This window comes from Pseudomonas sp. FEMGT703P, from assembly GCF_002786345.1.
Classification (GTDB): Bacteria; Pseudomonadota; Gammaproteobacteria; order Pseudomonadales; family Pseudomonadaceae; genus Aquipseudomonas; species Aquipseudomonas peli.
In genome coordinates, this window is record NZ_PGCM01000014.1 from 59,835 (window position 1) to 81,224 (window position 21,390).

General features: G+C 61.8%; 25 protein-coding genes. 12 read left to right on the forward strand and 13 right to left on the reverse strand.

The annotated features are described in order from the left end of the window. Positions 1 to 40: 40 nt before the first annotated feature. The 5 genes from CUR33_RS20415 to CUR33_RS20435 all read right to left on the reverse strand — a co-directional run bounded on the left by CUR33_RS20415 (position 41) and on the right by CUR33_RS20435 (position 3,201). Positions 41 to 613 (reverse strand): HupE/UreJ family protein, encoded by a 573-nt coding sequence (locus CUR33_RS20415; protein WP_167147810.1) that lies wholly within the window; start codon positions 611 to 613, stop codon positions 41 to 43. A gap of 27 nt (positions 614 to 640) precedes the next feature. Next, positions 641 to 1,255, reverse strand: a complete 615-nt coding sequence (ureG, locus tag CUR33_RS20420) for an urease accessory protein UreG (protein WP_289240780.1) — start codon at positions 1,253 to 1,255, stop codon at positions 641 to 643. A 19-nt stretch (positions 1,256 to 1,274) separates the two neighbouring features. Further along, positions 1,275 to 1,949 (reverse strand): urease accessory protein UreF, encoded by a 675-nt coding sequence (locus CUR33_RS20425; RefSeq protein ID WP_289240781.1) that lies wholly within the window; start codon positions 1,947 to 1,949, stop codon positions 1,275 to 1,277. Continuing rightward, on the reverse strand, positions 1,946 to 2,446 hold the full coding sequence (gene ureE, locus CUR33_RS20430) for an urease accessory protein UreE (RefSeq protein WP_160088638.1): 501 nt from the start codon (positions 2,444 to 2,446) through the stop codon (positions 1,946 to 1,948). The genes CUR33_RS20425 and ureE overlap by 4 nt, the downstream gene beginning before the upstream one ends. 164 nt (positions 2,447 to 2,610) lie before the next feature. Further along, positions 2,611 to 3,201, reverse strand: coding sequence for a TetR family transcriptional regulator (locus tag CUR33_RS20435; protein WP_289240800.1), 591 nt, complete (start codon positions 3,199 to 3,201; stop codon positions 2,611 to 2,613). Positions 3,202 to 3,408: 207 nt separating this feature from the next. Here CUR33_RS20435 and CUR33_RS20440 point away from each other — a divergent pair, with 207 nt between their 5' ends. Both CUR33_RS20440 and CUR33_RS20445 read left to right on the forward strand, forming a co-directional pair. Continuing rightward, the gene (locus tag CUR33_RS20440; RefSeq protein ID WP_289240782.1) at positions 3,409 to 4,524 is read left to right on the forward strand and encodes a ferredoxin reductase; all 1,116 of its coding nucleotides are present in this window, start codon (positions 3,409 to 3,411) and stop codon (positions 4,522 to 4,524) included. Positions 4,525 to 4,541: 17 nt separating this feature from the next. Beyond that, positions 4,542 to 5,630: a fatty acid desaturase family protein gene (locus CUR33_RS20445; protein WP_289240783.1), complete on the forward strand. Its 1,089-nt coding sequence runs from the start codon at positions 4,542 to 4,544 to the stop codon at positions 5,628 to 5,630. A 66-nt stretch (positions 5,631 to 5,696) separates the two neighbouring features. On the opposite strand, the gene CUR33_RS20450 is transcribed toward CUR33_RS20445, so the two are convergent. Beyond that, positions 5,697 to 6,425 (reverse strand): class I SAM-dependent methyltransferase, encoded by a 729-nt coding sequence (locus CUR33_RS20450; protein WP_289240784.1) that lies wholly within the window; start codon positions 6,423 to 6,425, stop codon positions 5,697 to 5,699. Between the two features lie 121 nt (positions 6,426 to 6,546). Here CUR33_RS20450 and CUR33_RS20455 point away from each other — a divergent pair, with 121 nt between their 5' ends. Continuing rightward, positions 6,547 to 7,437 (forward strand): esterase/lipase family protein, encoded by an 891-nt coding sequence (locus tag CUR33_RS20455; protein WP_289240785.1) that lies wholly within the window; start codon positions 6,547 to 6,549, stop codon positions 7,435 to 7,437. Here CUR33_RS20455 and CUR33_RS20460 read toward each other — a convergent pair. Both CUR33_RS20460 and CUR33_RS20465 read right to left on the reverse strand, forming a co-directional pair. Continuing rightward, positions 7,434 to 7,760, reverse strand: coding sequence for a Rieske (2Fe-2S) protein (locus tag CUR33_RS20460; RefSeq protein ID WP_289240786.1), 327 nt, complete (start codon positions 7,758 to 7,760; stop codon positions 7,434 to 7,436). The two genes, CUR33_RS20455 and CUR33_RS20460, sit on opposite strands and share 4 nt — an antisense overlap. A 126-nt stretch (positions 7,761 to 7,886) precedes the next feature. Further along, the gene (locus CUR33_RS20465; RefSeq protein ID WP_289240787.1) at positions 7,887 to 10,079 is read right to left on the reverse strand and encodes a TonB-dependent hemoglobin/transferrin/lactoferrin family receptor; all 2,193 of its coding nucleotides are present in this window, start codon (positions 10,077 to 10,079) and stop codon (positions 7,887 to 7,889) included. Between the two features lie 130 nt (positions 10,080 to 10,209). Here CUR33_RS20465 and CUR33_RS20470 point away from each other — a divergent pair, with 130 nt between their 5' ends. Genes CUR33_RS20470 through CUR33_RS20510 form a run of 9 tightly spaced genes read left to right on the forward strand, consistent with a single transcriptional unit; the run spans position 10,210 to position 17,106 of the window. After that, on the forward strand, positions 10,210 to 10,902 hold the full coding sequence (locus CUR33_RS20470; RefSeq protein ID WP_289240788.1) for an energy transducer TonB: 693 nt from the start codon (positions 10,210 to 10,212) through the stop codon (positions 10,900 to 10,902). Between the two features lie 21 nt (positions 10,903 to 10,923). After that, a complete protein-coding gene (locus CUR33_RS20475) occupies positions 10,924 to 11,994 on the forward strand; it encodes a hemin-degrading factor (RefSeq protein WP_289240789.1) in 1,071 nt (356 codons plus the stop codon). A gap of 1 nt (position 11,995) precedes the next feature. After that, the gene (locus tag CUR33_RS20480; RefSeq protein WP_289240790.1) at positions 11,996 to 12,637 is read left to right on the forward strand and encodes a MotA/TolQ/ExbB proton channel family protein; all 642 of its coding nucleotides are present in this window, start codon (positions 11,996 to 11,998) and stop codon (positions 12,635 to 12,637) included. Further along, on the forward strand, positions 12,634 to 13,065 hold the full coding sequence (locus tag CUR33_RS20485) for an ExbD/TolR family protein (RefSeq protein ID WP_167147849.1): 432 nt from the start codon (positions 12,634 to 12,636) through the stop codon (positions 13,063 to 13,065). The genes CUR33_RS20480 and CUR33_RS20485 overlap by 4 nt, the downstream gene beginning before the upstream one ends. After that, positions 13,052 to 13,951 (forward strand): heme/hemin ABC transporter substrate-binding protein, encoded by a 900-nt coding sequence (locus tag CUR33_RS20490; protein WP_289240791.1) that lies wholly within the window; start codon positions 13,052 to 13,054, stop codon positions 13,949 to 13,951. The genes CUR33_RS20485 and CUR33_RS20490 overlap by 14 nt, the downstream gene beginning before the upstream one ends. Beyond that, positions 13,948 to 14,985: a FecCD family ABC transporter permease gene (locus CUR33_RS20495; RefSeq protein ID WP_090256020.1), complete on the forward strand. Its 1,038-nt coding sequence runs from the start codon at positions 13,948 to 13,950 to the stop codon at positions 14,983 to 14,985. The genes CUR33_RS20490 and CUR33_RS20495 overlap by 4 nt, the downstream gene beginning before the upstream one ends. Then, positions 14,985 to 15,752, forward strand: coding sequence for a heme ABC transporter ATP-binding protein (locus CUR33_RS20500; protein ID WP_160088622.1), 768 nt, complete (start codon positions 14,985 to 14,987; stop codon positions 15,750 to 15,752). Before CUR33_RS20495 ends, CUR33_RS20500 begins: the two co-directional genes overlap by 1 nt. A 10-nt stretch (positions 15,753 to 15,762) precedes the next feature. Further along, complete coding sequence (locus tag CUR33_RS20505; protein ID WP_289240792.1) at positions 15,763 to 16,644, forward strand: ChaN family lipoprotein; 882 nt, start codon at positions 15,763 to 15,765, stop codon at positions 16,642 to 16,644. Positions 16,645 to 16,698: 54 nt separating this feature from the next. Beyond that, positions 16,699 to 17,106 carry a nuclear transport factor 2 family protein gene (locus CUR33_RS20510; RefSeq protein ID WP_090256023.1) on the forward strand — a complete coding sequence of 136 codons (408 nt, stop codon included), beginning with the start codon at positions 16,699 to 16,701 and terminating at the stop codon, positions 17,104 to 17,106. A 276-nt stretch (positions 17,107 to 17,382) separates the two neighbouring features. On the opposite strand, the gene CUR33_RS20515 is transcribed toward CUR33_RS20510, so the two are convergent. The 5 genes from CUR33_RS20515 to CUR33_RS20535 form a co-directional block, all read right to left on the reverse strand. Further along, positions 17,383 to 18,183 (reverse strand): cyclic nucleotide-binding domain-containing protein, encoded by an 801-nt coding sequence (locus CUR33_RS20515; protein ID WP_090256024.1) that lies wholly within the window; start codon positions 18,181 to 18,183, stop codon positions 17,383 to 17,385. A gap of 106 nt (positions 18,184 to 18,289) precedes the next feature. Next, complete coding sequence (locus tag CUR33_RS20520) at positions 18,290 to 18,562, reverse strand: TfoX/Sxy family protein (RefSeq protein ID WP_090256025.1); 273 nt, start codon at positions 18,560 to 18,562, stop codon at positions 18,290 to 18,292. 38 nt (positions 18,563 to 18,600) lie between these two features. Then, entirely contained in the window at positions 18,601 to 19,341 is a 741-nt protein-coding gene (locus CUR33_RS20525) for a class I SAM-dependent methyltransferase (RefSeq protein ID WP_289240793.1), read from the reverse strand. Between the two features lie 11 nt (positions 19,342 to 19,352). After that, the gene (locus CUR33_RS20530) at positions 19,353 to 19,697 is read right to left on the reverse strand and encodes a pentapeptide repeat-containing protein (protein ID WP_289240794.1); all 345 of its coding nucleotides are present in this window, start codon (positions 19,695 to 19,697) and stop codon (positions 19,353 to 19,355) included. Positions 19,698 to 19,781: 84 nt separating this feature from the next. Continuing rightward, positions 19,782 to 21,344, reverse strand: coding sequence for a bifunctional aminoglycoside phosphotransferase/ATP-binding protein (locus CUR33_RS20535; RefSeq protein ID WP_289240795.1), 1,563 nt, complete (start codon positions 21,342 to 21,344; stop codon positions 19,782 to 19,784). Positions 21,345 to 21,390 lie beyond the last annotated feature (46 nt).

The window sequence follows — 21,390 nt, forward strand, 5'->3', positions numbered from 1 at the left end:
GGATGCGGGTGGACGCTGGTCGTCCACCCGAGCCAGTCACTTAGCCGGCCAGCAGCCAGGCGCCGGTGACTGCCGAAGCCGCGCCGAGTAAGCGCACCACCGGTGCAGCGGCCTGTGGCAGCAGGCGCACCAGAGCGTAGCCGCTGGCGTGCAGGGCGGCGGTTGCGACCACGAAGCCGGCGGCATAGCCCCATGGGCTGGCCAGCGCCGGCAGCTCCAGGCCGTGGGCAACGCCGTGGGTCAGGGCGAACAGTGCAGTCAGGGCGATGGAAATAACCATTGGCAGGCGGATGGCCACGGCGACCAGCAAGCCAAACGCCAGCACTGACGCGGCGATACCGGTTTCCATCAGCGGAATCTGCAAGCCGTTAAAGCCCAGCAGGCCGCCGATCAACATCGTGCCAACAAAGGTCAGCGGCAGCGCCCAGCGCGCCGCGCCGGATTGCTGTGCAGCCCATAGGCCGACGGCGAGCATCGCCAGCAGGTGGTCGAGGCCGAACACTGGGTGGGCCAGGCCGGCCATCAGTCCGGAGTGATCGTGGCCAGCGTGGGCGAAGGCCACTGCGGGGCTGAGAAACAGGGCGAGGGCGAACAGGGATTTACGCAGGTTCATGGGGTGTCTCCTTGACTGAATAGATTCTCAAGCGGCCGTGAGCATGCCGTGTCGTTCGATAAAGGCGATGATCTGATCAAGCCCCTGGCCGATCTTCTGGTTACTGAACACAAACGGCTTGTCGCCGCGCATCTTCAGGGTGTCGCGTTCCATCACTTCCAGCGATGCGCCGACCAGCGGGGCCAGGTCGACCTTGTTGATCACCAGCAGGTCGGACTTGCAGATGCCAGGGCCGCCTTTGCGCGGTAGCTTGTCGCCGGCGGACACGTCGATCACGTAGATGGTCAGGTCCGACAGCTCCGGGCTGAAGGTAGCCGAGAGGTTGTCGCCGCCGGATTCGACGATGATCAGGTCCAGGCCGGGAAAGCGCCGGTTGAGTTGGTCGACCGCTTCCAGGTTGATCGAGGCGTCTTCGCGAATCGCCGTGTGCGGGCAACCACCGGTTTCCACGCCGATGATGCGTTCGGGCGCCAGGGCCTCGTTGCGCACCAGAAACTGCGCGTCTTCCTGGGTGTAGATGTCGTTGGTCACCACGGCCAGGTTGTAGCGTTCGCGCAGGGCCAGGCACAGGGCCAGGGTCAGGGCGGTTTTGCCAGAACCGACCGGGCCACCGATGCCGACACGCAGGGGTTGGCTGTTCATCTTCAAGTCTTCCTTATCATCAAGAACGGAATAAACGGCTGTACTGACGCTCATGCGCCATGCTCGCCAGGGCCAGGCCAAAGGCGGCGCTGCCCCAGTGTTGCGGTTCTAACTCGCTAGCCTGGCGCTGCGCCTGATCGAGCAGCGGCAGCAGTTGCGAGGTCAGACGCTGGGCGGCTTGCTGGCCCAGCGGCAGGGTTTTCATCAGCACCGCCAGCTGGTTTTCCAGCCAGCCCCAGAGCCAGGCGGCGAGGGCATCTTGTGGCTCGATCTGCCAGGCGCGAGCTGCCAGTGCCCAGCCGACGGCCAGGCCGGGTTCGTCGAGATCGCTGAACAGCTGTTGCGCCGGCTGATCCAGCTCTGGCAAGCCTGTGAGCAGCTGCTGCAGGGAGTAGCCCATCTGTCGGCTTTCCAGGCGCAGCTCGCGGGTTTCCCGGCTGGCGCGTTGCTGTTCGGCCAAGTGACGCAGCTGCGCCCAGTCCTCGCGTGCGGCGGCCTGGCAATGGGCGAGTAGCAGCGGTGCCTCGAAGCGCGCGAGATTGAGCAGCAGCTGATCGGCAATCCAGCGCTGAGCGCTTTCCGCGTTATCCACCAAGCCTTGTTCCACCGCCATTTCCAGGCCCTGGGAATAGCTGTAGCCGCCAATCGGCAGCTGCGGGCTGGCGAGCCTGAGGAGCTGCCAGGCTTTATTCACTTGCGTGCACCGAATTGATGCAGGCGCGGGGCATAGCTGAATTCGGCATCGCCAGCATGGGAATGGTGATGGCCGCCGCCGTAAGCGCCTTGCTCGGGCTGGTAGGGGGCTTCGATCAGTTCTACCGTGGCGCCGAGTTGTTCGAGCATGGCCTTGAGCACGTAGTCATCCGGCAGGCGCAGCCAGCCATCGCCGAGTTGCAGAGCTACGTGACGGTTGCCCAGGTGGTAGGCTGCGCGCATCAACTCGAAGGCGTTGGCGCAGGTGACGTGCAGCAGCGGTTCGGTGCGGGCGATGACGCGAACGATGCGGCCGTCTTCGGCCTGCAGGCATTCGCCATCGTGCAAGGCTGGTTGGCCGCGTTCGAGGAACAGGCCGACATCCTCGCCTGTGCGGCTGTAGCAACGCAGACGGCTTTTGCTACGGGCTTCGAAGCTCAGTTCGAGTTCAGCGTCCCAGTGCGGCTGGGCGGCAATACGGCGGTGAATCACCAACATGGGGCAGTTTCCGGCAGGTCAATGCCGGTTACAGAGCAAGTGCCTTGCCAAACTGCTGCCTGGCCGCACAACGCGGGCTGTGTGGCGAGTGGTGTGCGTAACGAATGGGCATTCCTGGCTGCGCTTTGGTGCGCGCACTATTTGTGTGCGCGATAGTGGTGCGCTCAGTTGTTGTGCTGCCCCAGGCCTTGCCAGTGCTTGGCGCCGATAAAGATAAAGCGCAGCTGCTCGATCATCTTCGCTTCGGGGGTGGCATGACGCGGCAGGGCGCGTGCCGGTGGGTCGATCAGCTCGGGCAGGGTGGCGAACACGGTCTTGACCACCAAGTCGGCCAGCACGTTCTGCGCCGGGGTGTCGAAATGCTGCAATTTCGGCATCTGCGCGAGGTCCGCCACCAGGTCAGCGGTGATGCGTTCGCGTAGTGCGCCCACGGCCAGGCGCACGGGCAGCGAGCCACCGTACTGCTCACGGGCGAGAAACAGAAACTGTGAGCGGTTGGCCGCCACGGCATCGAGGAAAATCCGCACCGAGGCATCAATCACGCCGCCCAGCTCGAATTCGTGGTGGCGTACCTGGCGAATGGTTTCGCGGAAGGTTTCCCCCACTTCGGCCACCAAGGCCAGGCCGAGGGCATCCATGTCGTCAAAGTGCCGGTAGAACCCGGTAGGCACAATCCCGGCGCAGCGCGCGACTTCGCGCAGACTCAAGCTGCCAAAGCCACGGCCACTGTCCATCAGGCTGCGGGCGGCGTCCATCAGGGCGTGGCGGGTTTGCAGTTTTTGTTCGGCGCGCGGTTGTAGTGGTTTCAAACTTCGAGGCTCGGCATGGCGTTCAGCGCTGCACTCTAACAAAGCGGTGTTGCAGGCGTCGAACCGCAGCGTGTACGACTTTGAGTGTACGAGTGTTGACTGAGTGCTTGCGATTCTGCCAGTCTAGTGAACAAATGTTCACTGGAGTCTGTCATGACCCTGATCCCTTTTGCGGTGATGCGCGGCTGTACGCGCTTGCTTGCGCCCTTACGGGTGCTGGCGGCGCAGGGCTGGTTGCGCGAAAGCGATGTTGATGCTGGGCTGAAACTGCTGCACCCGGCGCTGCGCTTGAACCGGGTATTCGCCCGGGTCGTTCAGCGCCAGTGGGTGGCGGATGACATGCTCGAACTGACCCTGCAGGCCAACGGTAACTGGCGCGGCGCGCAGCCGGGTCAGCACCTGCAGCTGTTCCTTGAACGCAATGGCGTGCGCCTGAGTCGCAGCTACAGCCTGACGGCGGTGCAGCCGAATGGCTGCGTGCAGATCGCCATCAAGCATCAGGCCGGCGGCCGGGTGTCACCCTATTTACTGGAACACCTGGCGGTGGGTGATGTGCTGGAACTGGGTCCTGTGTATGGCGAATTGAGTTGGCCAGAGGCGCACGAGGGGGTGTTGTTGTTGGCGGCAGGCAGTGGCATCACGCCGTTGCTGGGCCTGCTGCGTACTGCGCTGGCGCAGGGCTTCAGTGCGCCGATCACCTTGCTGCATTACGTACGCGAGCAGGGCCAGCGCAGTTTTGTTGCCGAATTGCAGGCCCTGCAGGCGCAGCACAGCAACCTGCAGGTGCGTTGGTCACTGACCGCTGCCGGTGTTGGATCGGAAGGATCAGTTGGGCGTTTTACGGATAAGCATCTGGCCGATGTTGCGCAGTTGGATCAGCGCCGCGTCCTGGCCTGCGGCCCGGCGGGTTTTGTCGGCCAGGTGCAGCAGTGGTGGCAGGCCGCCAAACTGCCTGGCGCGCTTCAGGTTGAGGCCTTCACTGCGCCCGTGCTGCGCGCCGATGTCAGCCTACGCGAAGTGCGCTTGGGGTTTGCCCGCAGCCATAAGCAGGCGACCGCCAATAATCAGCTCAGCTTGCTGGAACAGGCCGAAGCCCATGGCCTTAAGCCGGCCCATGGCTGTCGCCAGGGCATCTGTGCCAGCTGCACCTGCACGTTGCTCAGCGGCACGGTGCGCGATCTGCGCAGCGGGGCACTGTTTAGCGAGCCCGGACAACCCATCCGATTGTGCGTCAGCGCGCCCCACAGCGACGTCGACATTGATCTTTAACTTGCGAGGGAATCCCCATGCGTCGTGATCGCGAACTCTCCCTGGATGAAATGAACGCCTTCGGCAGCGAGCTGGACGCCCTGCGTCAGCGCACCCTGGTCGATCTGGGCGAGGTGGATGCACGCTATATTCGCCGGATTCGCGCAGCGGTGCGGTTCTGTTGCTGGAGCGGACGTGGCCTGCTGATGCTCGGGTGGTTTCCGCCGACCTGGCTACTCGGCACCCTGCTGCTGGGGCTGGGCAAGATTCTGGAGAATATGGAGCTGGGGCATAACGTCATGCACGGCCAATACGACTGGATGAATGACCCGGAGTTTGCCGGTCGCAGCTACGAGTGGGATATCGCCGGGCCGAGTGACTTCTGGCGGCACACCCACAACCATGTGCACCACACCTGGACCAATGTGCTGGGCATGGACGATGACGTGGGCTATGGCGTGGTGCGGCTGTTTCCCGAGCAGCGCTGGAAGCCGTTCTACCGTTGGCAGCCGCTGTGGGTGACGATTCAGGCGCTGTTGTTCCAGTACTCGGTGGCGATCCAGCACCTGCGTCTGGACAAGGTCTACAAGGGCAAGCTGAGCAAGGCCGAAGTGCGCCCGCTGATCAAACAGTTCAACGCCAAAATACTGCGTCAGTGGGGTAAGGATTACCTGTTCTTCCCACTGCTGGCGCTGCTGGTCGGCGCTAATGCCATGGCAGTGCTCGCCGGTAATGCCGTGGCCAACCTGATCCGCAACCTGTGGACTTTCACGGTGATTTTCTGCGGTCACTTTACCGAGCAGGCGGCGGTGTTCAGCAAGGAATCGGTGGTCGGCGAGAGCCGTGGGCACTGGTACCTGCGCCAGCTGCGCGGGTCCAGCAACCTGAATGGCGGACCGCTGTTCCATATCCTCACCGGCAACCTCAGTCACCAGATCGAACACCACCTGTTCCCCGATCTACCGGCGCGGCGCTATGCGGCGTTGGCGGTGGAGGTCCGTGAGATCGCCGAGCGTTATGGTCAGGTCTATAACAATGGCAGCTTGTGGAGCCAGTTTTCGACAGTGCTCAAGCGGATCTGGATCTACCGCCGTCGCCCGGTCGAGGCTATGCCGGCTGGCGCTTAACTGCGCGATCCAAGCTGCGTAGGGTGGATGAAGCTGTTTTCATCCACCATTCACCTTGGGTGACAGTCAGCGCGTAAACACGCACGTCAGATAACGGTTGCTAAAGCCGTAGCGCAGCATCGAATACAGCCGGCTGAACAGGTAAAACGGGCGTTTGCGGTAATACAGCAGCACCGCATTGCCGACCCCTTCGCTGCGGTGCTGTTTCTGTTCATCGACCTGTTTCGAGAATAAACCTTTGAACTGCCACCACTGAATCTGTTCCAAGTGCTGGCTGGCATGAAACCCTTGCTGGCGGAACAGTGCATAAAAGCTGCGTTTGCTGAAGTCATGCAGGTGGTGGGGGTTACCGTCGAGGGTCGGGGTGATTGGTACTGACGCGATGACCTTGCCGCCTCCGGCCAATAAGCGTGCATAGTTGGCCAGCAGCACGTGCGGACGCGGCAGATGCTCGATGGTTTCCAGGCTGACGATGCAATCAAAGCCCTGCTCGCTGCTGAACTGTTCGGCATCGGCACATTCATAACGCAGGTTGGGCAGGTGGTAATGGTTGCGGGCGTAGGCAATGGCCGTCGGGTCGATGTCCACGCCGGTAACCTGTTTGTCCGGGTTGCGCTCAGCCAGCAGGGCCGTGCCATAGCCGCAGCCGCAGGCCATATCCAGCACGCGCTGGCCGCTGAGGTGCAGGGCTGCGAACTCATAGCGCTGCATATGAATCTGCAGGCTGGCCTGGTCGTCCGGGTTCAGCGGATTGAGATCCTTCGGGTAAATCCGTTCGATGGTATGCATGGTCATGGCAGCGCAAAGAGAAGCCAGGACTATAGGCCAGGTGGCCCACTATTCCCACGCGCTGTATTGGCATGCTTCGTGGTTCAGTACTTTCTTTCTCGGCGGTATGACACAAGGATGGTTTGCAATGTCGACATCTTCTGCACCCCGTTATCCCCTGGTCCTGGTGCCAGGTTTACTCGGCTTTATCAGCCTGCTCGGTTATCCCTACTGGTACGGCATCGTCACGGCGCTGCGCCGCATCGGTGCAACAGTCTTCCCGGTGCTGGTGTCGTCGGTGCATTCCACCGAGGTGCGCGGCGAGCAACTGCTGCTGCGCATCGCCGATGTGCTGCAGGAGACCGGCGCAGAAAAGGTTCACCTGATCGGTCACAGCCAGGGCGCCCTGACGGCGCGTTACGCGGCCGCGCTAAAGCCCGAGTGGGTAGCGTCCGTCACCTCGGTCGCCGGGCCTAACCATGGCTCGGAACTGGCGGATTTTCTCAAACGCAAAGCCCCGCACGGCAGCTGGCGCGAGCGTCTGTTGGCGCGTCTGCTGCGTGGCGTAGCGCGGTGCATGGCCTGGCTGGAGCGCGGTTATAAAGGCGAGCCACTGCCGATGGATGTGGCAGCAGCGCAGCAATCGCTGACCAGCGACGGCGTGGCTGCCTTTAATGCGCAGTATCCGCAGGGCTTGCCTGAAGTCTGGGGCGGTGAGGGCGCGGCCGAGGTTAACGGCGTGCGCTACTACTCCTGGTCCGGCACCATTCAGCCGGGGATCACCGATAAAGGCGGCAACCGCTTCGATGGGCCGAATGTCGCCTGCCGGATGTTTGCCAAAACCTTTCAGCGTGAGCCGGGGCAGTGCGATGGCATGGTTGGGCGCTACAGCTCACACCTGGGCACTGTGATCGGTGATCAGTACCCGATGGATCACTTCGACATCATCAATCAGACCTTCGGCCTGGTCGGCAAAGGTGCCGAGCCGGTCAAATTGTTTGTCGAGCATGCGCAACGGCTGCAGGCCGCGGGTCTTTAGGCTTCGTTTAGATCAACCCAGATGCCCTGATCATCCTCGCGGATGGCAAGCTCCTGCAGCGATTGCCCGGCGCAGGGGCCGGCGACGCATTCGCCGGAATCGATCAGAAACAGTGCGCCGTGGGTGGCGCATTGGATCAGGCTGGCGCTGTGATCGAGAAACTGGTCGGGCAGCCATTCCAGCGGGATGCCTCGGTGCGGGCAGCGATTGCGATAGGCATACAGCTGGCCGTCCTTGCGCACGGCAAACAGCTTCTCACCTGCAACCTCGAAGCCCCGGCTCTGGCCTTCGGCCAACTCATCCGGTGCACACAAACGCAACATAGGAACCTCCCCGACAGGCCGGCATTATGCCGCCCTGGCGTGGAAGTGAAAGAGGAGGGCGCATCCTTGCGCCAAGTGGAACGCTTTTTCGCGGCTAGTTGATCGCGCTGTAGACGTGCTGCCGGGTCAGATTTCCCAAACCAGATTGACGGCCGCGTGGCGGCCCGGCTGGCTGAAGCGGCCCATGCTTGGGCTATTTTCGGTTAGACCGCGCACATCACCCCACTGCCAATACTCTTTGTCGGTCAGGTTGAACAGGCCGGCATTCACGGCGAAGGCGTCGGTCATCTGCCACCAGCCGTTAAGGTCGAGTACGCCATAACCCGATGTTTCGGCGTGATTGGCGGTTTGGGTCATGTCGACGCGGGTTTTCGCCGCCACCAGGGTCCAGCTCAGTTCGCCACCAAACTTGCCGCTTGGCTCGCTGTAGCCCAGGCCGAACACCCCCTTGAGCGGGTCGACGCTGTTGATCGGTTGGCCTGTGCCTTCATCCTTGCCACGGGCATACGCCACGCTGCCACGGGTTTTCCAGCCAGCCGGCAGACCCAGTTGATCGAGGAACAGCTCACCTTTGGCTTCCGCACCACGAATGGTCACGCGATCACGGTTGACGTATTGGAACTCGCCGAAGGGGAAACCCGGCACGCTGGAGGGCCGGCTGACCTGCTCAATAAAGTCGTTGTACTGGTTATAGAACAGCGCCGCGCCAAAGCTGCCGATGGCGTACTGGCCGCGTAAGCCCAGTTCGAAGCTGTCGCTGGTTTCCGCCTTCAGGTTGGTATTGGCCAGGGTGCGGTACATGCCGGGGTTGGCGAACTCGCCAAAGATCTCGATTGCCTGTGGCGCGCGGAAGCCTGCAGCGTACTGACCGTAGACGCTGTGGGCGTCGTCGAGTTGGTAGGTCACGCCAAACTTGGGCGACAACGCCGAATCCTTGAAGTCGCTTGGGTTGCGCTCGGTGGCCTGGCTGTTGAGGTACTTATTGGTGACGTGTGGGCTCATCTCATAGTGGTCGTAGCGCAGGCCCGGTAGCAGGGTCCAACGGCCGATGCTGATGCTGTCCTGAGCAAACAGGGCGTATTCCTTGGTGGTCGGATCGGGGAAGTCGCTGGTGGGCAGAACAGGCGTGGTGACGCCGGTGGCCAGTGCGGTCTCGCCGCCTTCGCGCAGATCCGCGTTCTTCAGGTGTTTGACGTCCAGACCATAGACCAGCGCATGTTCCGTGCTGCCGATGCTGAAGGCCTTGTCCAGCTTTGTGTTGAACGCCCAGAGTTTTTCTTTGTAGTACGAATCCCGTGTGCGGTAGCGTGGCTGGCCGCCGACCACGCGGTCCTCGAAGGTTTGCTGACGCGTCTGGCTGTCCTGGTAGCTGAGCTGACTGTGAATCTGGTCAACCAGCAGGGTATCGAGTTGCTGGGTATGGGAGAGGGAGTAGCGCTCACGGTCGACGCGGTCCTCAGCATCCTGAGTACGGATGGTCGCGGTGTTGCTGTAGTTGCTCAGTACCTGGGTGTCGGTGTCGTCCTGGTAACGCTCATAGGTCAGCTGCAGGCGGCCGCTGTCGCTGTAATCCCAGCCGAATTTGCTCAGCAGATTGTCGGTACGGTAATCCAGCGGATTGGCCTGCTCGCGGGTTGCGCCGATACCACCCTGGCCGCTGTGGGTGTCCGTGGCCTGGCCGCTGCGTCGACCCAGGTGCAGCAGGCCGTCGACCTGGCCCAGGCGTGCGGCAAAGGTGGCGCTGCGCTGCCAGCTGTCATCGCTGCCGTCATAGTCGGTTTTCAGGCGGGCGTAAGCGTCATCGCCTTCGTCCAGGTAGTCGCCGGCATCCTTGGTCAGGAAGCTCACGGCGCCGCCAATCGCATCGCTGCCATACAGCGAACTGGCAGGGCCGCGGATGATTTCCACCTGCTTGACGGTGTCGAGGTCGACGTAATCGCGCTTGGCGCTGAGGAAACCGCCAAAGGAGAAAGCGTCCGGCATACCGATGCCATCGACCTGGGTCAGTACGCGGTTGCCGCCAATGCCGCGGATGGTAAAGCCCGACAGGCCGAAGCGATCACCACTGCCACCGACCGATACGCCGGGCTCGTAGCGCACCAGGTCCTTGATGTTCTTGATGTTCTGCTGGTCGATCTGCCGTTCGTTTTGTACCGACACTGTGCTCGGTACCTGGTCGAGGGTCTGCTCGGTACGGGTGGCCGTGACGGTCACGGTATCGAACTGGTTCGGCGCTTTCTCGGCGCCAAGGGCCAGCGATGGGCTGAGTAGCAGCAGGGCAAGCCAGGGGCGGCGGGCAAATGGAGGGCTTCTGTGCATGGGGACTCCAGGATCGTACGGGTGGTTTCTGTGACCACCGGGTTGGCATCGGCGGCAAACCTAAACGACATTGACATGCGAATGCAAATAATTATCAAATAGATCTAATTCGATTTGATTGGGCTTTTGCATGCTGCGTTTGTCGCTGTTTCTGCTGCTGTCGCTGGCGCTGCATGTCGCCGGCTGGCTGCTGCATGGCGAGGCGCAGCCGCCTGCGTTGAGTGCGGCGCAAACCCGCGAAGCGTCCCAGGTATTACGCCTGGCTGCCGTGCTGCAACAGGCCGAGCCGGCGCCGGCCAAGCTGCCTGAGCAACCGCAACCGCAACGCCAGGCGGTCGTGCCTAGAAAGTCTCCGGCACCTAAGCCTGTCGTGCAGGCGCCAGTGGCCAAGGCAAAGCCAGTGGTAGCGGCACAGCCAACTCAAAACCAGCCGGTGCAAGCGCAGCCAACCGAGGCAGCCCGTCAGTCGGCTGCGGTGCGTGCAGCGGCTCAAGCCGCGCCAGCCAAGCCTGTTGCTACAAAGCCGGTCGCTGAAGTGCTTATCCGCAAACCGAGTTTCCGCGAGCCGCCCCGCCAGCCGAATTACCCGTCCCAGGCGCGGCGGCGTAATCAGCAGGGTGTGGTGCTGGTCGAGGTGCGTCTGGATGAGCGCGGCCAGCAACGCAGCCTGAACGTACTGCGCTCTTCTGGCGTGGAGAGTCTTGATCGCGCCGCTCTGGAGGCGGTTGCCAAGTGGCGCTTTCGCCCCGAAACCACCGGCGGTCAGGCTGTGCCTAGCCGTGTACAGATCCCTATTCAGTTCGCCTTGACGGCGAGCCGTTGATTAATCAGTGAGGAGTTTTCCATGAGCACACACGCCCAATCCGTCGCACCCAGTAATGATCTGTATCTGGCCTGGCAGGTGCTGCGTAGCGAGCAGCCACGCTTACGCGCTCGCGATGCCGCCGAGCGTCTGGCCGTCAGCGAGGCCGAACTGGTGGCCAGCCGCCTCGATGTCGATGCCGTGCGCTTGCAGCCGGACTGGGCGCAATTGCTGCCGGCACTGGGTGAGCTGGGCTATGTGATGGCGCTGACCCGCAACGAGCATTGCGTGCATGAACGCAAGGGTCATTACCGTGAGGTGACGGTGACCGGCAATGGCCAGATGGGCTTAGTGGTGTCGGCTGATATCGACCTGCGCCTGTTCCTCGGCGGCTGGGCCAGCGTATTTGCTATCGAGGAGCAAACCGGCAAAGGCACCCAGCGCAGCATTCAGGTGTTCGACCGCCAGGGCATTGCGGTGCACAAGGTGTTTCTCACCGAAGACAGCCAGCTAAGTGCCTGGGCGCCACTGGTGGAGCGTTTCCGCATGGCTGAGCAGAGCACCGAGTTGGAATTGATGCCGCTGCCTCAGGTGCAGCCCGCGCAAGCCGATGCCCAGGTAGACGCGAATGCTCTGCGCGTGGGTTGGTCCACCCTCAAGGACACTCATCACTTCTTCGCCCTGCTGAAAAAGCACGGCGCTACACGCACCCAGGCGCTGCGTCTGGCCGGGAGTGAGTGGGCCGAGCCGCTGGACGTGCGCGAGCTGCCGAAACTGTTGGAGCAGGCTGGTGCGCGCGAAGTACCGATCATGGTGTTTGTCGGTAATCGTCACTGCATCCAGATTCACTCCGGCCCGGTGCGCAACCTGCGCTGGATGGACACCTGGTTCAACGTGCTCGATCCCGAGTTCAATCTGCACTTGCAGACCACTGGCGTGACCGAGCTGTGGCGGGTGCGCAAGCCCAGCACTGATGGCGTGATCACCAGCTGGGAAGCCTTCGACGCCAATGGCGAGCTGGTGGTGCAGCTGTTTGGCGCGCGCAAGCCGGGCGTCCCGGAGCGCGAAGATTGGCGCGCCCTGGCCGAAAGCGCGCCAGCGCTGGAGTGCTGAGATGAGCCCGTGGTGGAGTGCGATGGGGCCGCTGGGCTGGCCGCTGGCGCTGTGTTCGCTGCTGGCGCTGGCACTGATTCTGGAGCGCCTTAGCGTATTTCTGCGTTTGCAGCCGCTGAGCACTGCTGCTGGGCGTGCAGCAGTCAGCGCCTGCCGCACCTGTGAGCGAGAGCACTGCAAAGGTCGCGCGCGTGGTTGGCGCTATGGCCTGGCGTTGTTGCTCAAACACAGCGCCTTGCCGGCGGTGCAGCGCGAAGAGCTGCTCGGTTGCTGGTTGCTGGAAGAGCGTCAGCGCCTCAATCGACAACTGCGCTTGCTGCAGCTGATCGGCATGCTGGCGCCCATGCTCGGGCTGCTCGGCACAGTGCTGGGCATGCTTGAGATGTTTGCCAATATCGCCGGGCAGAACAGCCCGGTGACCCCTGCGCTGCTCGCCGATGGATTGTGGCAGGCGCTGTACACCACGGTGTGGGGCTTGCTGATCGCCATACCGGCGCTGGCGGCAGGGCAGGGCTTTGCCTTGTGGGCCGAGCGTTATCTGGAGGGCGTGCAAGCGTTACTCAATCGCTGTCAGCTGGCATTGGATGGTCTGGAGCTGGAACTGCCGAGTAATCAGCCAGCCGCGCAGTGGGTGTTGTCGTGATCCGCCTGCCGGCTGCCAGCAATTCTCAGGGTAATCTGTTGCCCGATCTGACGCCGCTGCTCGATGTGATTTTTATCGTGCTGGTGTTCTTTCTGCTGACCGCGCAAACGCCACTGCTGGAGCTGCCTTTGCAGTTGCCGCAAAGCCGCGAGGCGCTGCCCACCGCGAATGCCGGCAGTGGCGAACGCATGCAAATACAGCTCTCAGCCGAAGGTGCTTGGCGCTTTAACGGCGTACAGCAGGCGGATTTCACCAGGCTGCGCACTGAACTGACTGCAGCCTTTGTCGCCGACAGCACGGTAGGTCTGGACCTGGCGTTGGATCGTCAGGCACCGCTGTCGGCATTTCTCGATCTGATGGCCTTGCTGCAACAGCAGGGCATTCAGGACAGTCGCATTCTTCTAGAGGCCAACCATGAAACGCCTTAATACTTTGTTCGCCCTGGGCGCGAGCCTGTTGTCCTGTGCCTCGGCGATGGCCGCCGAGCCGTTGCCGCAACGCTGGATCAGTTCCGGCGGCTCGCTCAGCGAGTGGGTGGTGGCGTTGGGTGGCGAAAGCCGTCTGGTCGGGGTGGACAGTACCAGTCAGCATCCAGAATCGCTGCGCGCACTGCCGAGCATCGGTTATCAGCGCCAGCTGGCGGCCGAGGGCATGCTGACGCTGCGCCCGGATATGCTGATCGGCAGTGAAGAGATGGGCCCGCCGCCGGTGCTGGCGCAGTTGCGCGGCGCCGGGGTGTTGGTGGAAATGCTCTCATCCAAGGCGGATCTGAGCAGTTTGCAGGCCAGCCTGCAGCGCATCGGCACTCTGTTAGGTGAGCCGCAGCGTGCCGATCAGGCCTTTGCGGCCTATCAGCTGCGCTTGCAGCAGCAGGCTGACTGGTTGGTGACTGCGCAGCGTCAGCAGGCGGCGCCGGGCGTGTTGCTGTTGCTCGGGCATGCCGGCGGTAGCCCGATGGCGGGCGGTAAGGACACCTCGGCCGATTGGCTGATCGAACGTGCCGGTGGGCGCAATCTGGCCAGCCATAGCGGTTACAAGGCACTGTCCACCGAAGCCCTGCTGGCGCTTGATCCCGAGGTGGTGATCATCGCCGACCGCAGCCTGTCCGGTGACGCCGCGCGTGAGGCATTGCTGCAGCAGAACCCGGCGCTGGCGGCGACCCGGGCGGCACGTGATCAGCGTTTGTTGATGCTTGACCCGACGCTGCTGGTCGGTGGCCTTGGCCCGCGTTTACCGGATGGGCTGGCGGCCTTGTCCGCAGCCTTTTATCCTGCCAGCCAACCCCTGGTCGCCGAAGCTAAGCCCACGCTATGAATCCTGTTATTCGACCGCGCTCACTGTTTATCGCACTGGGCCTGTTGCTGGCGCTCGCGCTCTGGTTATCCCTGGCGCTGGGGCCGGTCAGCCTGCCGCTGCTCGATACTCTCAAGGCAGCGCTGCGCCTGCTTGGCCTGGCGCAACCGGGTGATGATCTGGCCCAGGCTGAATTGATACTCGGGCAGATTCGTCTGCCGCGCACCCTGCTCGGGTTGCTGGTCGGCGCGGTGCTGGCGTTGTGCGGGGTGGCGATGCAAGGGCTGTTTCGTAACCCGCTGGCTGACCCGGGCCTGATCGGCGTATCCAGCGGCGCGGCGCTCGGCGCGTCGATTGCGATTGTCGGCGGCGCTGCCCTTGGCGGTTTGCCGGAAGCCTTTGCACCTTATCTGTTGTCGTTGTTCGCCTTTATCGGCGGCCTTGGAGTGACGGCGCTGGTCTATCGTCTGGGCCGGCGTGACGGCGAAACCAATGTGGCGACCATGTTGCTGGCTGGTATTGCGTTGACCGCATTGGCCGGCGCGGCCATCGGCCTGTTCACCTACCTGGCCGATGACGCCACCTTGCGCACCCTGACGTTCTGGAACCTGGGCAGCCTGAATGGCGCCAGCTACGCACGTCTGTGGCCGTTGCTGTTGGTCACGGCTGCCGTGGCGCTGTGGTTGCCACGGCGGGCCAAGGCGCTGAATGCCCTGCTGCTGGGCGAGTCCGAAGCGCGTCATCTGGGTTTTGCTGTTGAGCGGATCAAGGCCGAACTGGTGTTTTGCACCGCCCTGGGCGTCGGTGCAGCGGTGGCGGCGGCGGGGATGATTGGCTTTATCGGTCTGGTGGTGCCGCATCTGGTGCGCCTGCTAGTCGGGCCGGATCATCGCGTGCTGTTGCCGGCCTCTGCTCTGGCGGGAGCCAGCCTGCTGCTGCTGGCTGATCTGGCCGCACGGCTGGTGCTGGCGCCGGCCGAATTGCCGATTGGTATTGTCACGGCGCTGATTGGTGCGCCGTTCTTCCTTTATCTGTTGCTGCGGGGGCGTACCTGATGCTGCGCGCGGAAAATCTGGCGGTACAGCGCGGCCCGTGCACGGTGTTGGCGGATATCAACCTGGAACTGCGTCCGGGTGAAGTGCTCGGCGTGCTTGGGCCCAATGGCGCCGGCAAGAGCACCTTGCTGGGTGCGTTGTGTGGCGAGCTGCAGCCGAGCCACGGCGATGTCTGGCTGGATCAACGGCGTTTACAGGACTGGCCCGGCAGCGAACGTGCGCAGCGTTTGGCGGTATTGCCGCAGACCTCGACGCTGAATTTTGCCTTTCGCGTTGAAGAAGTGGTCGGCATGGGCCGTTTACCCCACGCGAGTGGACGTGTGCGTGATGCGCAGATCATCAAGCAGGCGCTCGAAGCGGCCGATGCCTTGCACCTGGCCGGGCGTAGCTACCTCGCGTTATCCGGTGGTGAGCGTCAGCGCGTGCACCTTGCGCGGGTGCTGGCGCAGCTCTGGCCCGGTGGGGAAGGGCAGATGCTGCTGCTCGATGAGCCCACGTCGATGCTCGATCCACTGCATCAGCACACCACGCTGCAGGCCACTCGCGCTTTCGTCGAGCAGGGCGCGGCGGTGCTGGTGATTCTTCACGATCTCAACCTGGCCGCGCGTTACTGCGACCGCCTGTTGCTGTTGGAACGTGGCCGCCCTCATGCGCTCGGTAGCCCTGAGGACGTGCTGCGTGCCGAACCGCTTCAAGCCGTATTCGGTCTTGAAGTGCTGGTGCAGCGGCATCCAGAACGGGGTCATCCTTTAATTGTTGCTCGTTAAGGTCTTGTTTATGCGTATTGCGTTATTGCTGGCTGCCGCGCTGTTGAGTGCCTGTCAGGCCTGGTTACCGGCTTTACCCGCCTGGCAAAGCCCGGAAGGATTACAACATCCTGAGCTCGGGCAGATTGTTGAGCTGCGTACTGGCGCGCGGCTGACGCCTGAGCAACTGCTGACGCGCTTGGCCGCGGCACCCAAAGTGCTGGTCGGCGAGCGGCATGACAATCCCGATCACCATTCGCTGCAGCTCTGGCTGTTGCGGGCACTGGCAGCCCAGCGGCCGCAAGGCAGTCTGCTGTTGGAAATGCTGACCCCGGATCAGCAGGTCAAGGTCGATCAGGTGCGCGCAGCCATCGCTGCTGGGCAGGTACCGCAGGACATCTTGGGTGCTTTGAACTGGCAGCCAGGCTGGGCTTGGTCGCTGTATGGGCCGCTGGTGCAGCATGCGCTGCGTCAGCCTTATCCGTTGCTGGCAGCCAACCTTGAGCGCCGCGAAGTCATGCAAATTTACGCTCAGGTGCCGCAGCTGCAAGGCCAGGCTTCTACAGCGCAGCCAGTGCGTGAGGCGCTGCTTGAACAGATTCGCCAGTCGCACTGCAATCTGCTGCCGGAAAGTCAGTTGCCCGCCATGCTTGCCGTGCAGCAACAGCGGGATCGACGCATGGCCGAAGTCCTGCTGGCTGCGCCGGCGCCAAGTCTGCTGTTTGCTGGCGCCTTCCATGTGCGCCGTGAGTTGGGTGTGCCGCTGCATCTGCAGGATTTAGGTGCAGCCGAAGGTGTGCAGGTGCTGATTTTGGCAGAGGTCGGCAGCCAGGTTGACGCTGAGTCGGCCGATTACGTCTGGTACACGCCAGCGCAACCTGAGCAGGACCACTGCGCAAAACTGCGACCCTAGCCCGATTTGCCTGCGGCTGAGCAGGTAGTCTGCGGTTTTAACCGGAGACTGCTGATGCCAGCCGCTGCCCACGCCCTGCTTACCCGCTACTTCAACGCCCTCAACGAGCGCGACAGCCGCGCCTGCCTGGCCCTGCTCAGCGACGATGTGTTGCTGGACATCAACCAGGGCCCGCGCGAGCAGGGCATAAAAGCCTTTGCCGACTACCTGGAGCGCACCCAGCGCTGCTATCGCGAAAGCATCGATAACCTGCAGATCCTCACCGAGCCGAGCGGGCAGCGTGCCGCCTGCGAATTCACCCTGAGCGGTGAATACCTGAGCACTGATGATGGCCTGCCGGACGCCTGTGGCCAGAGCTATCAGCTGACGGCAGCAAGTTTCTTCGAAATTCGTGACGGCAAGATCTGCCGCGTAAGCCAGCATTTCAATCTGCCGGAATGGTTGGCGCAGGTCGATTTCTAAAGGCTGGTAAGCGTACTTTTCGACAGGCAAAAAAAGACCCGGCAAGAGCCGGGTCAATAACCGTGATTAGCCTGATGAGGAGATAATCTGAAGAGGCCGACTGAAGGTCTCTTAAGCTTATCGACTGATCTCGCGACCAGTTGAGGTAATAATAACAATTCTCATTTTCAAGTCAACACCTTCAAACAAACTTTTTTATCTGCATGCCAACTACCTGCTCCGCCCATAAACAAACAACCCGACACGAGGTCGGGTTGTTTAGGCTGCAAGCGGGTTTCAGGACACTTCGGCTGGCAGGCGCAGCTGGGTGACTTCCTTGTTCAGTAGGTCGATGCGTTTGGCCATGCTCTCGATCAGGCTGTGGGCAATGCGCGGGTTGCTCTGCATCAGGCTGAGGAACTGCTCTTTGGGAATGACCATCACGGTGCATGGCTCGCTGGCCAGCACCGTGGCGCTGCGCTTCTCGCGGGTGAACACCGCCATGGCGCCGAAGATTTCATCCTTCTGCACGTCACCGACCTTGTGCCCATCGACGTAGGCCTCGGCATGGCCTTCGATGATGATAAAGACGTTGTCGGCGACGTCGCCCTGATGGATCAGCTCTTCACCCGCAGCGAAATGCTGGAAGCCGGTGGAGGGGCGAATTTCTGGCTGTTTCAAGCGCGCCAGGGCATCGGAAAGCAGGGCGGTATGGCCGATCAGGTACTGGATAAACAGTTCCTGGCGCTGTTCGCTGGCATAGATGTGTTTGAACACGTCGCTGCGTGAATAGGGAATCAGACTCAGCTGTTCTTCACTGCTGTAGCGGCAGCTGGGCATGTCCAAGCCTTGGCGCAAGCCTACCAGGTCGCCTTCCTGCAGATAAAACAGCGGACGCTCATCGACCACGGCATGCAACAGGCCATTTTCAATGATGAATAACTGATTGCCCGGCAGCATCTTGGCCAGGTCTTCTGCGCGTTCAAGCTGTAGTGGCGATCCAGCAGGTGCAAGCCCATCGAGCAATTGAGTGGGGATGCTTTGTAGTCGGTTGATCAGCTGATCGGCGTAAGCCGGTTGCTCCCCGAGTAAATACATGAGCGAATATCCTTGAACTGGCTGGGCATACTAAACCGCACGAACGTCCCTAAAACAATAGTTCCCAGCGCGCTTCAGGTAAATCAAAAGCCTGAGAGGTTGTGAGCTAGCTCTTGTTGTGGGGTGAACTTTCATTGAGCTGGCCATTGAGTTCGGCTTTATGCCCAGGTGGCAGTTCGTTCCAGTGCACATCCAGCAGTGCGCCTTCAATCGCATACAACAGCACTTTAGATGCCCTGAAACCCCTTGCGCGAACGGCCCGGTAGGCGCTGACGGCCCCTAGCCGCCGCAGGTCATTCGCGCTGTGGATACCGACTGCGTGTAACCACTGAGCTGAGGTTTTGCCGAGGTTTTTCAAATGTTGCAGTTCATCGTTCATCTAGCCTCCTTGCGCTGTTGAGCCGTTGTGCGGTGGAGTCAGTTTGGCGTACCTGCCAGAAAGTGTAGCGGCCAGCGGACAAAGCGTGGCTGTTTGGCATCACCCCAGATTTGCTGCAGCTTGGGCAGTAATTGGGACACCGGGTCCGTAGCATTTTCCTGCTCATAGCGCTGAACCGCCGACCAAGTACGCAGGTAGCCCAGCAGGTGTTCCAACGTCCAGCTGCTTTCGATCGCCGAGGCCGGCGGAGTGCATGGGGTAAAGGGATTGTCGATATCGCTGTAGCCGATATCGACACTGGAGCGGCCAGCAGGCCAATAGCCGCCGAGGGTATTCCAGTAAAGATCGTCGATCAGTGCGTCCAGCTCATCGTCAATGCGCATCAGGCTGTAACACCAGGCACAGAACACGCCGCCAGGCTTGAGCAGGCGACGCACTTCGCTGAAGAACGCTGGAGTGGCGAGCCCGTGCAGTGCCTGCGCTACCACGATCAGGTCCAGGCTGTGATTAGGCAGCGGTTGCGCATGCGCTTCGGCGACGAACCGTTGCACCCCCGCGTAATTCTTGCCAGCTACCGCTTGTTTAAGGCTGGCATCACTGGCCAGCACCTGCTTGAAATGCTGCCGCAGTGGGCGACTGGCCTGCCCGCTGCCGCACGCAATGTCCAGTGCCCGTTGGTGTGAGGCGCATTGCGCGGCCAGCCAGGAAAACAGACTGGCTGGATAGTGCGGGCGAAAACTGGCGTAAGCATCTGCTCGGGCACCGAACAGTTGGCTCACATCGTTGCCGCTCACCGGGTGTTATAGCGCAGGCGGGTGCCGAAATTAACCGACATCAGAATCTCGTCAGCTGTCAGTTCGACTGGGAAGTAAGCGCCAGAAATCTGCGCGTGGGCCAGGCTGGCACCTTGCAGTTGAGCGTCGCGCAGGTCCAGGCCGCGTAAATCGGCGCCGCGGAAGTAAGCGTTGGTGAAGTTGATGCCCTGTGCGTTAAGGGCGCGCAGGTCAAGCCCGCGAAAATCACCGTCGCTCAGGTCGACGATGACATCCTTGGGCTTCTGAGCATTGAAGGCTGAGATTTTTTCATTGTGGATCAGGGCATACAACGGGTTATCCAGTTGTCTGGGCTGACTCATGGGGCATCTCCATATGAGGGTTATCCTCAGTATAGAAGTCGCGGCGCGCTCTGCTCGCGCCGCGGATGCGTTTCCCTGAACTGATTAAACGCCCGGCAAGCGCTGACGAATACGTGCGATCAGGGTATCCAGGCTGGTGCTTTCGTGGGTGTCGACGCGCTTGCTGTGCAGCAGCTCCTGATCACTCAGTGCTTCGCGGCTGGCGTGTTGGGCCTTTACAACGTCCATGGTGGCGTCGGACGGGTCGTTGCCGGCGGCGTTGCGTTGCTCCAACCAACTGGCAATTACTTCATCTGGGGCGTGGCATTCCAGAATAAGAAAAGGTGCGCCGCAGTTCTCTGCGACCTGGCCCGCCGCGTCGCGCTGTGCGTGCTTCAGGTAAGTGGCGTCGATCACGACCGGAAAACCAGCGCGCAATGTGGCTTCGGCGAGCTGGTGCAGGCGTTGGTAGGTGGCGGCACTGGCGTCTTGGGTGTAGATCCCGGCGCTGAGCTTGCCGAGGTCGGCATCTTTCTGTTCACCGAACAGGCGTTTGCGTTCCACATCCGAACGCAGGCGAACAGCGCCGAGCGCTTCAACTATACGCATGGCCACATGGCTTTTGCCGACAGCGGAAACGCCGTGGGTAATGGCCAGGAAGCTTGATGGGATGGCGCTGTAGCTTTCTGCCAGGTTGGCGTAGTTGCGGTACTGGCGCAGGGTCACGGCCTTTTGCACAGCATCGGTCTGATGGGCCAGGCTAAACAACGCAACCTTGGCGCGTACCAGGGCGCGATAGGCTTTGTAGAAATTCAGTAGCTCCAGAGCGGCGTAATCACCGGTGTGCTCCAGCCAGGCATTGACGAAGCGCCAGGCATGGGCCTTGAGACCCCGGTCCTCCAAGTCCATCGCGAGAAAAGCGGCGTCCGAGGCGATGTCGATCAGGCGGAACGGTTCGTTGAATTCAATGCAGTCGAACAGCACCACTTGATCGTCCAGCAGTGTGGCATTACCCAGATGGATGTCGCCGTGGCATTCGCGAATCGAGCCATTGGCCGCGCGTGCGGCCAGCAGCGGTTCAAGGCGCGCGCAGTTAGCTTCGGTCCAGGCTTCAAGGGCTTCCAATTGCTGCAGGTCGGCCGCGTCGCTGAGCATTGGACGGATCTGTTCGAAGTTCTGCCGCATGGGGGCGACGATTGCTTCAGGGGTACATAACGCATGGCTGGCTGCGACGGCTGGGGTCGAACCGTGGAAGTCGGCAATCTGTTTGGCCAGGGCATCGATGTGCGCTTCGCTCAGTTCACCACGCGCCTGCACCTCACTGAGTAGCTGGCTTTGTGGGAATTGACGCATTTTCAGCGCGTATTCGATAACAGGACCGTCGCTGCCAAATTGCGGTGCATCGACGCTGCCGCTGATCGGCAGTACTTCCAGGTAAAGACCCTGGGTTAGGCGTTGGTTGAGGCGCAGCTCTTCCTTGCAGAAGTGTTCGCGTGCGCTCAGCTCGGTGAAGTCGAGAAAGCCGAAATTCACCGGTTTCTTGAGCTTGTAGGCAAAGGGGCCGGTGAGCACCACCCAGGAAATATGGGTTTCGATGACCTGGAACTGCTCTACAGGATGAGGGTAGAGGGCCGGGTTCTGCAGTGCGGTGATCAGAGCTTGGCTCACGGGCGATCCTTGGCGTTGTGCTGATATAAGAGGCGGCCATTATGGC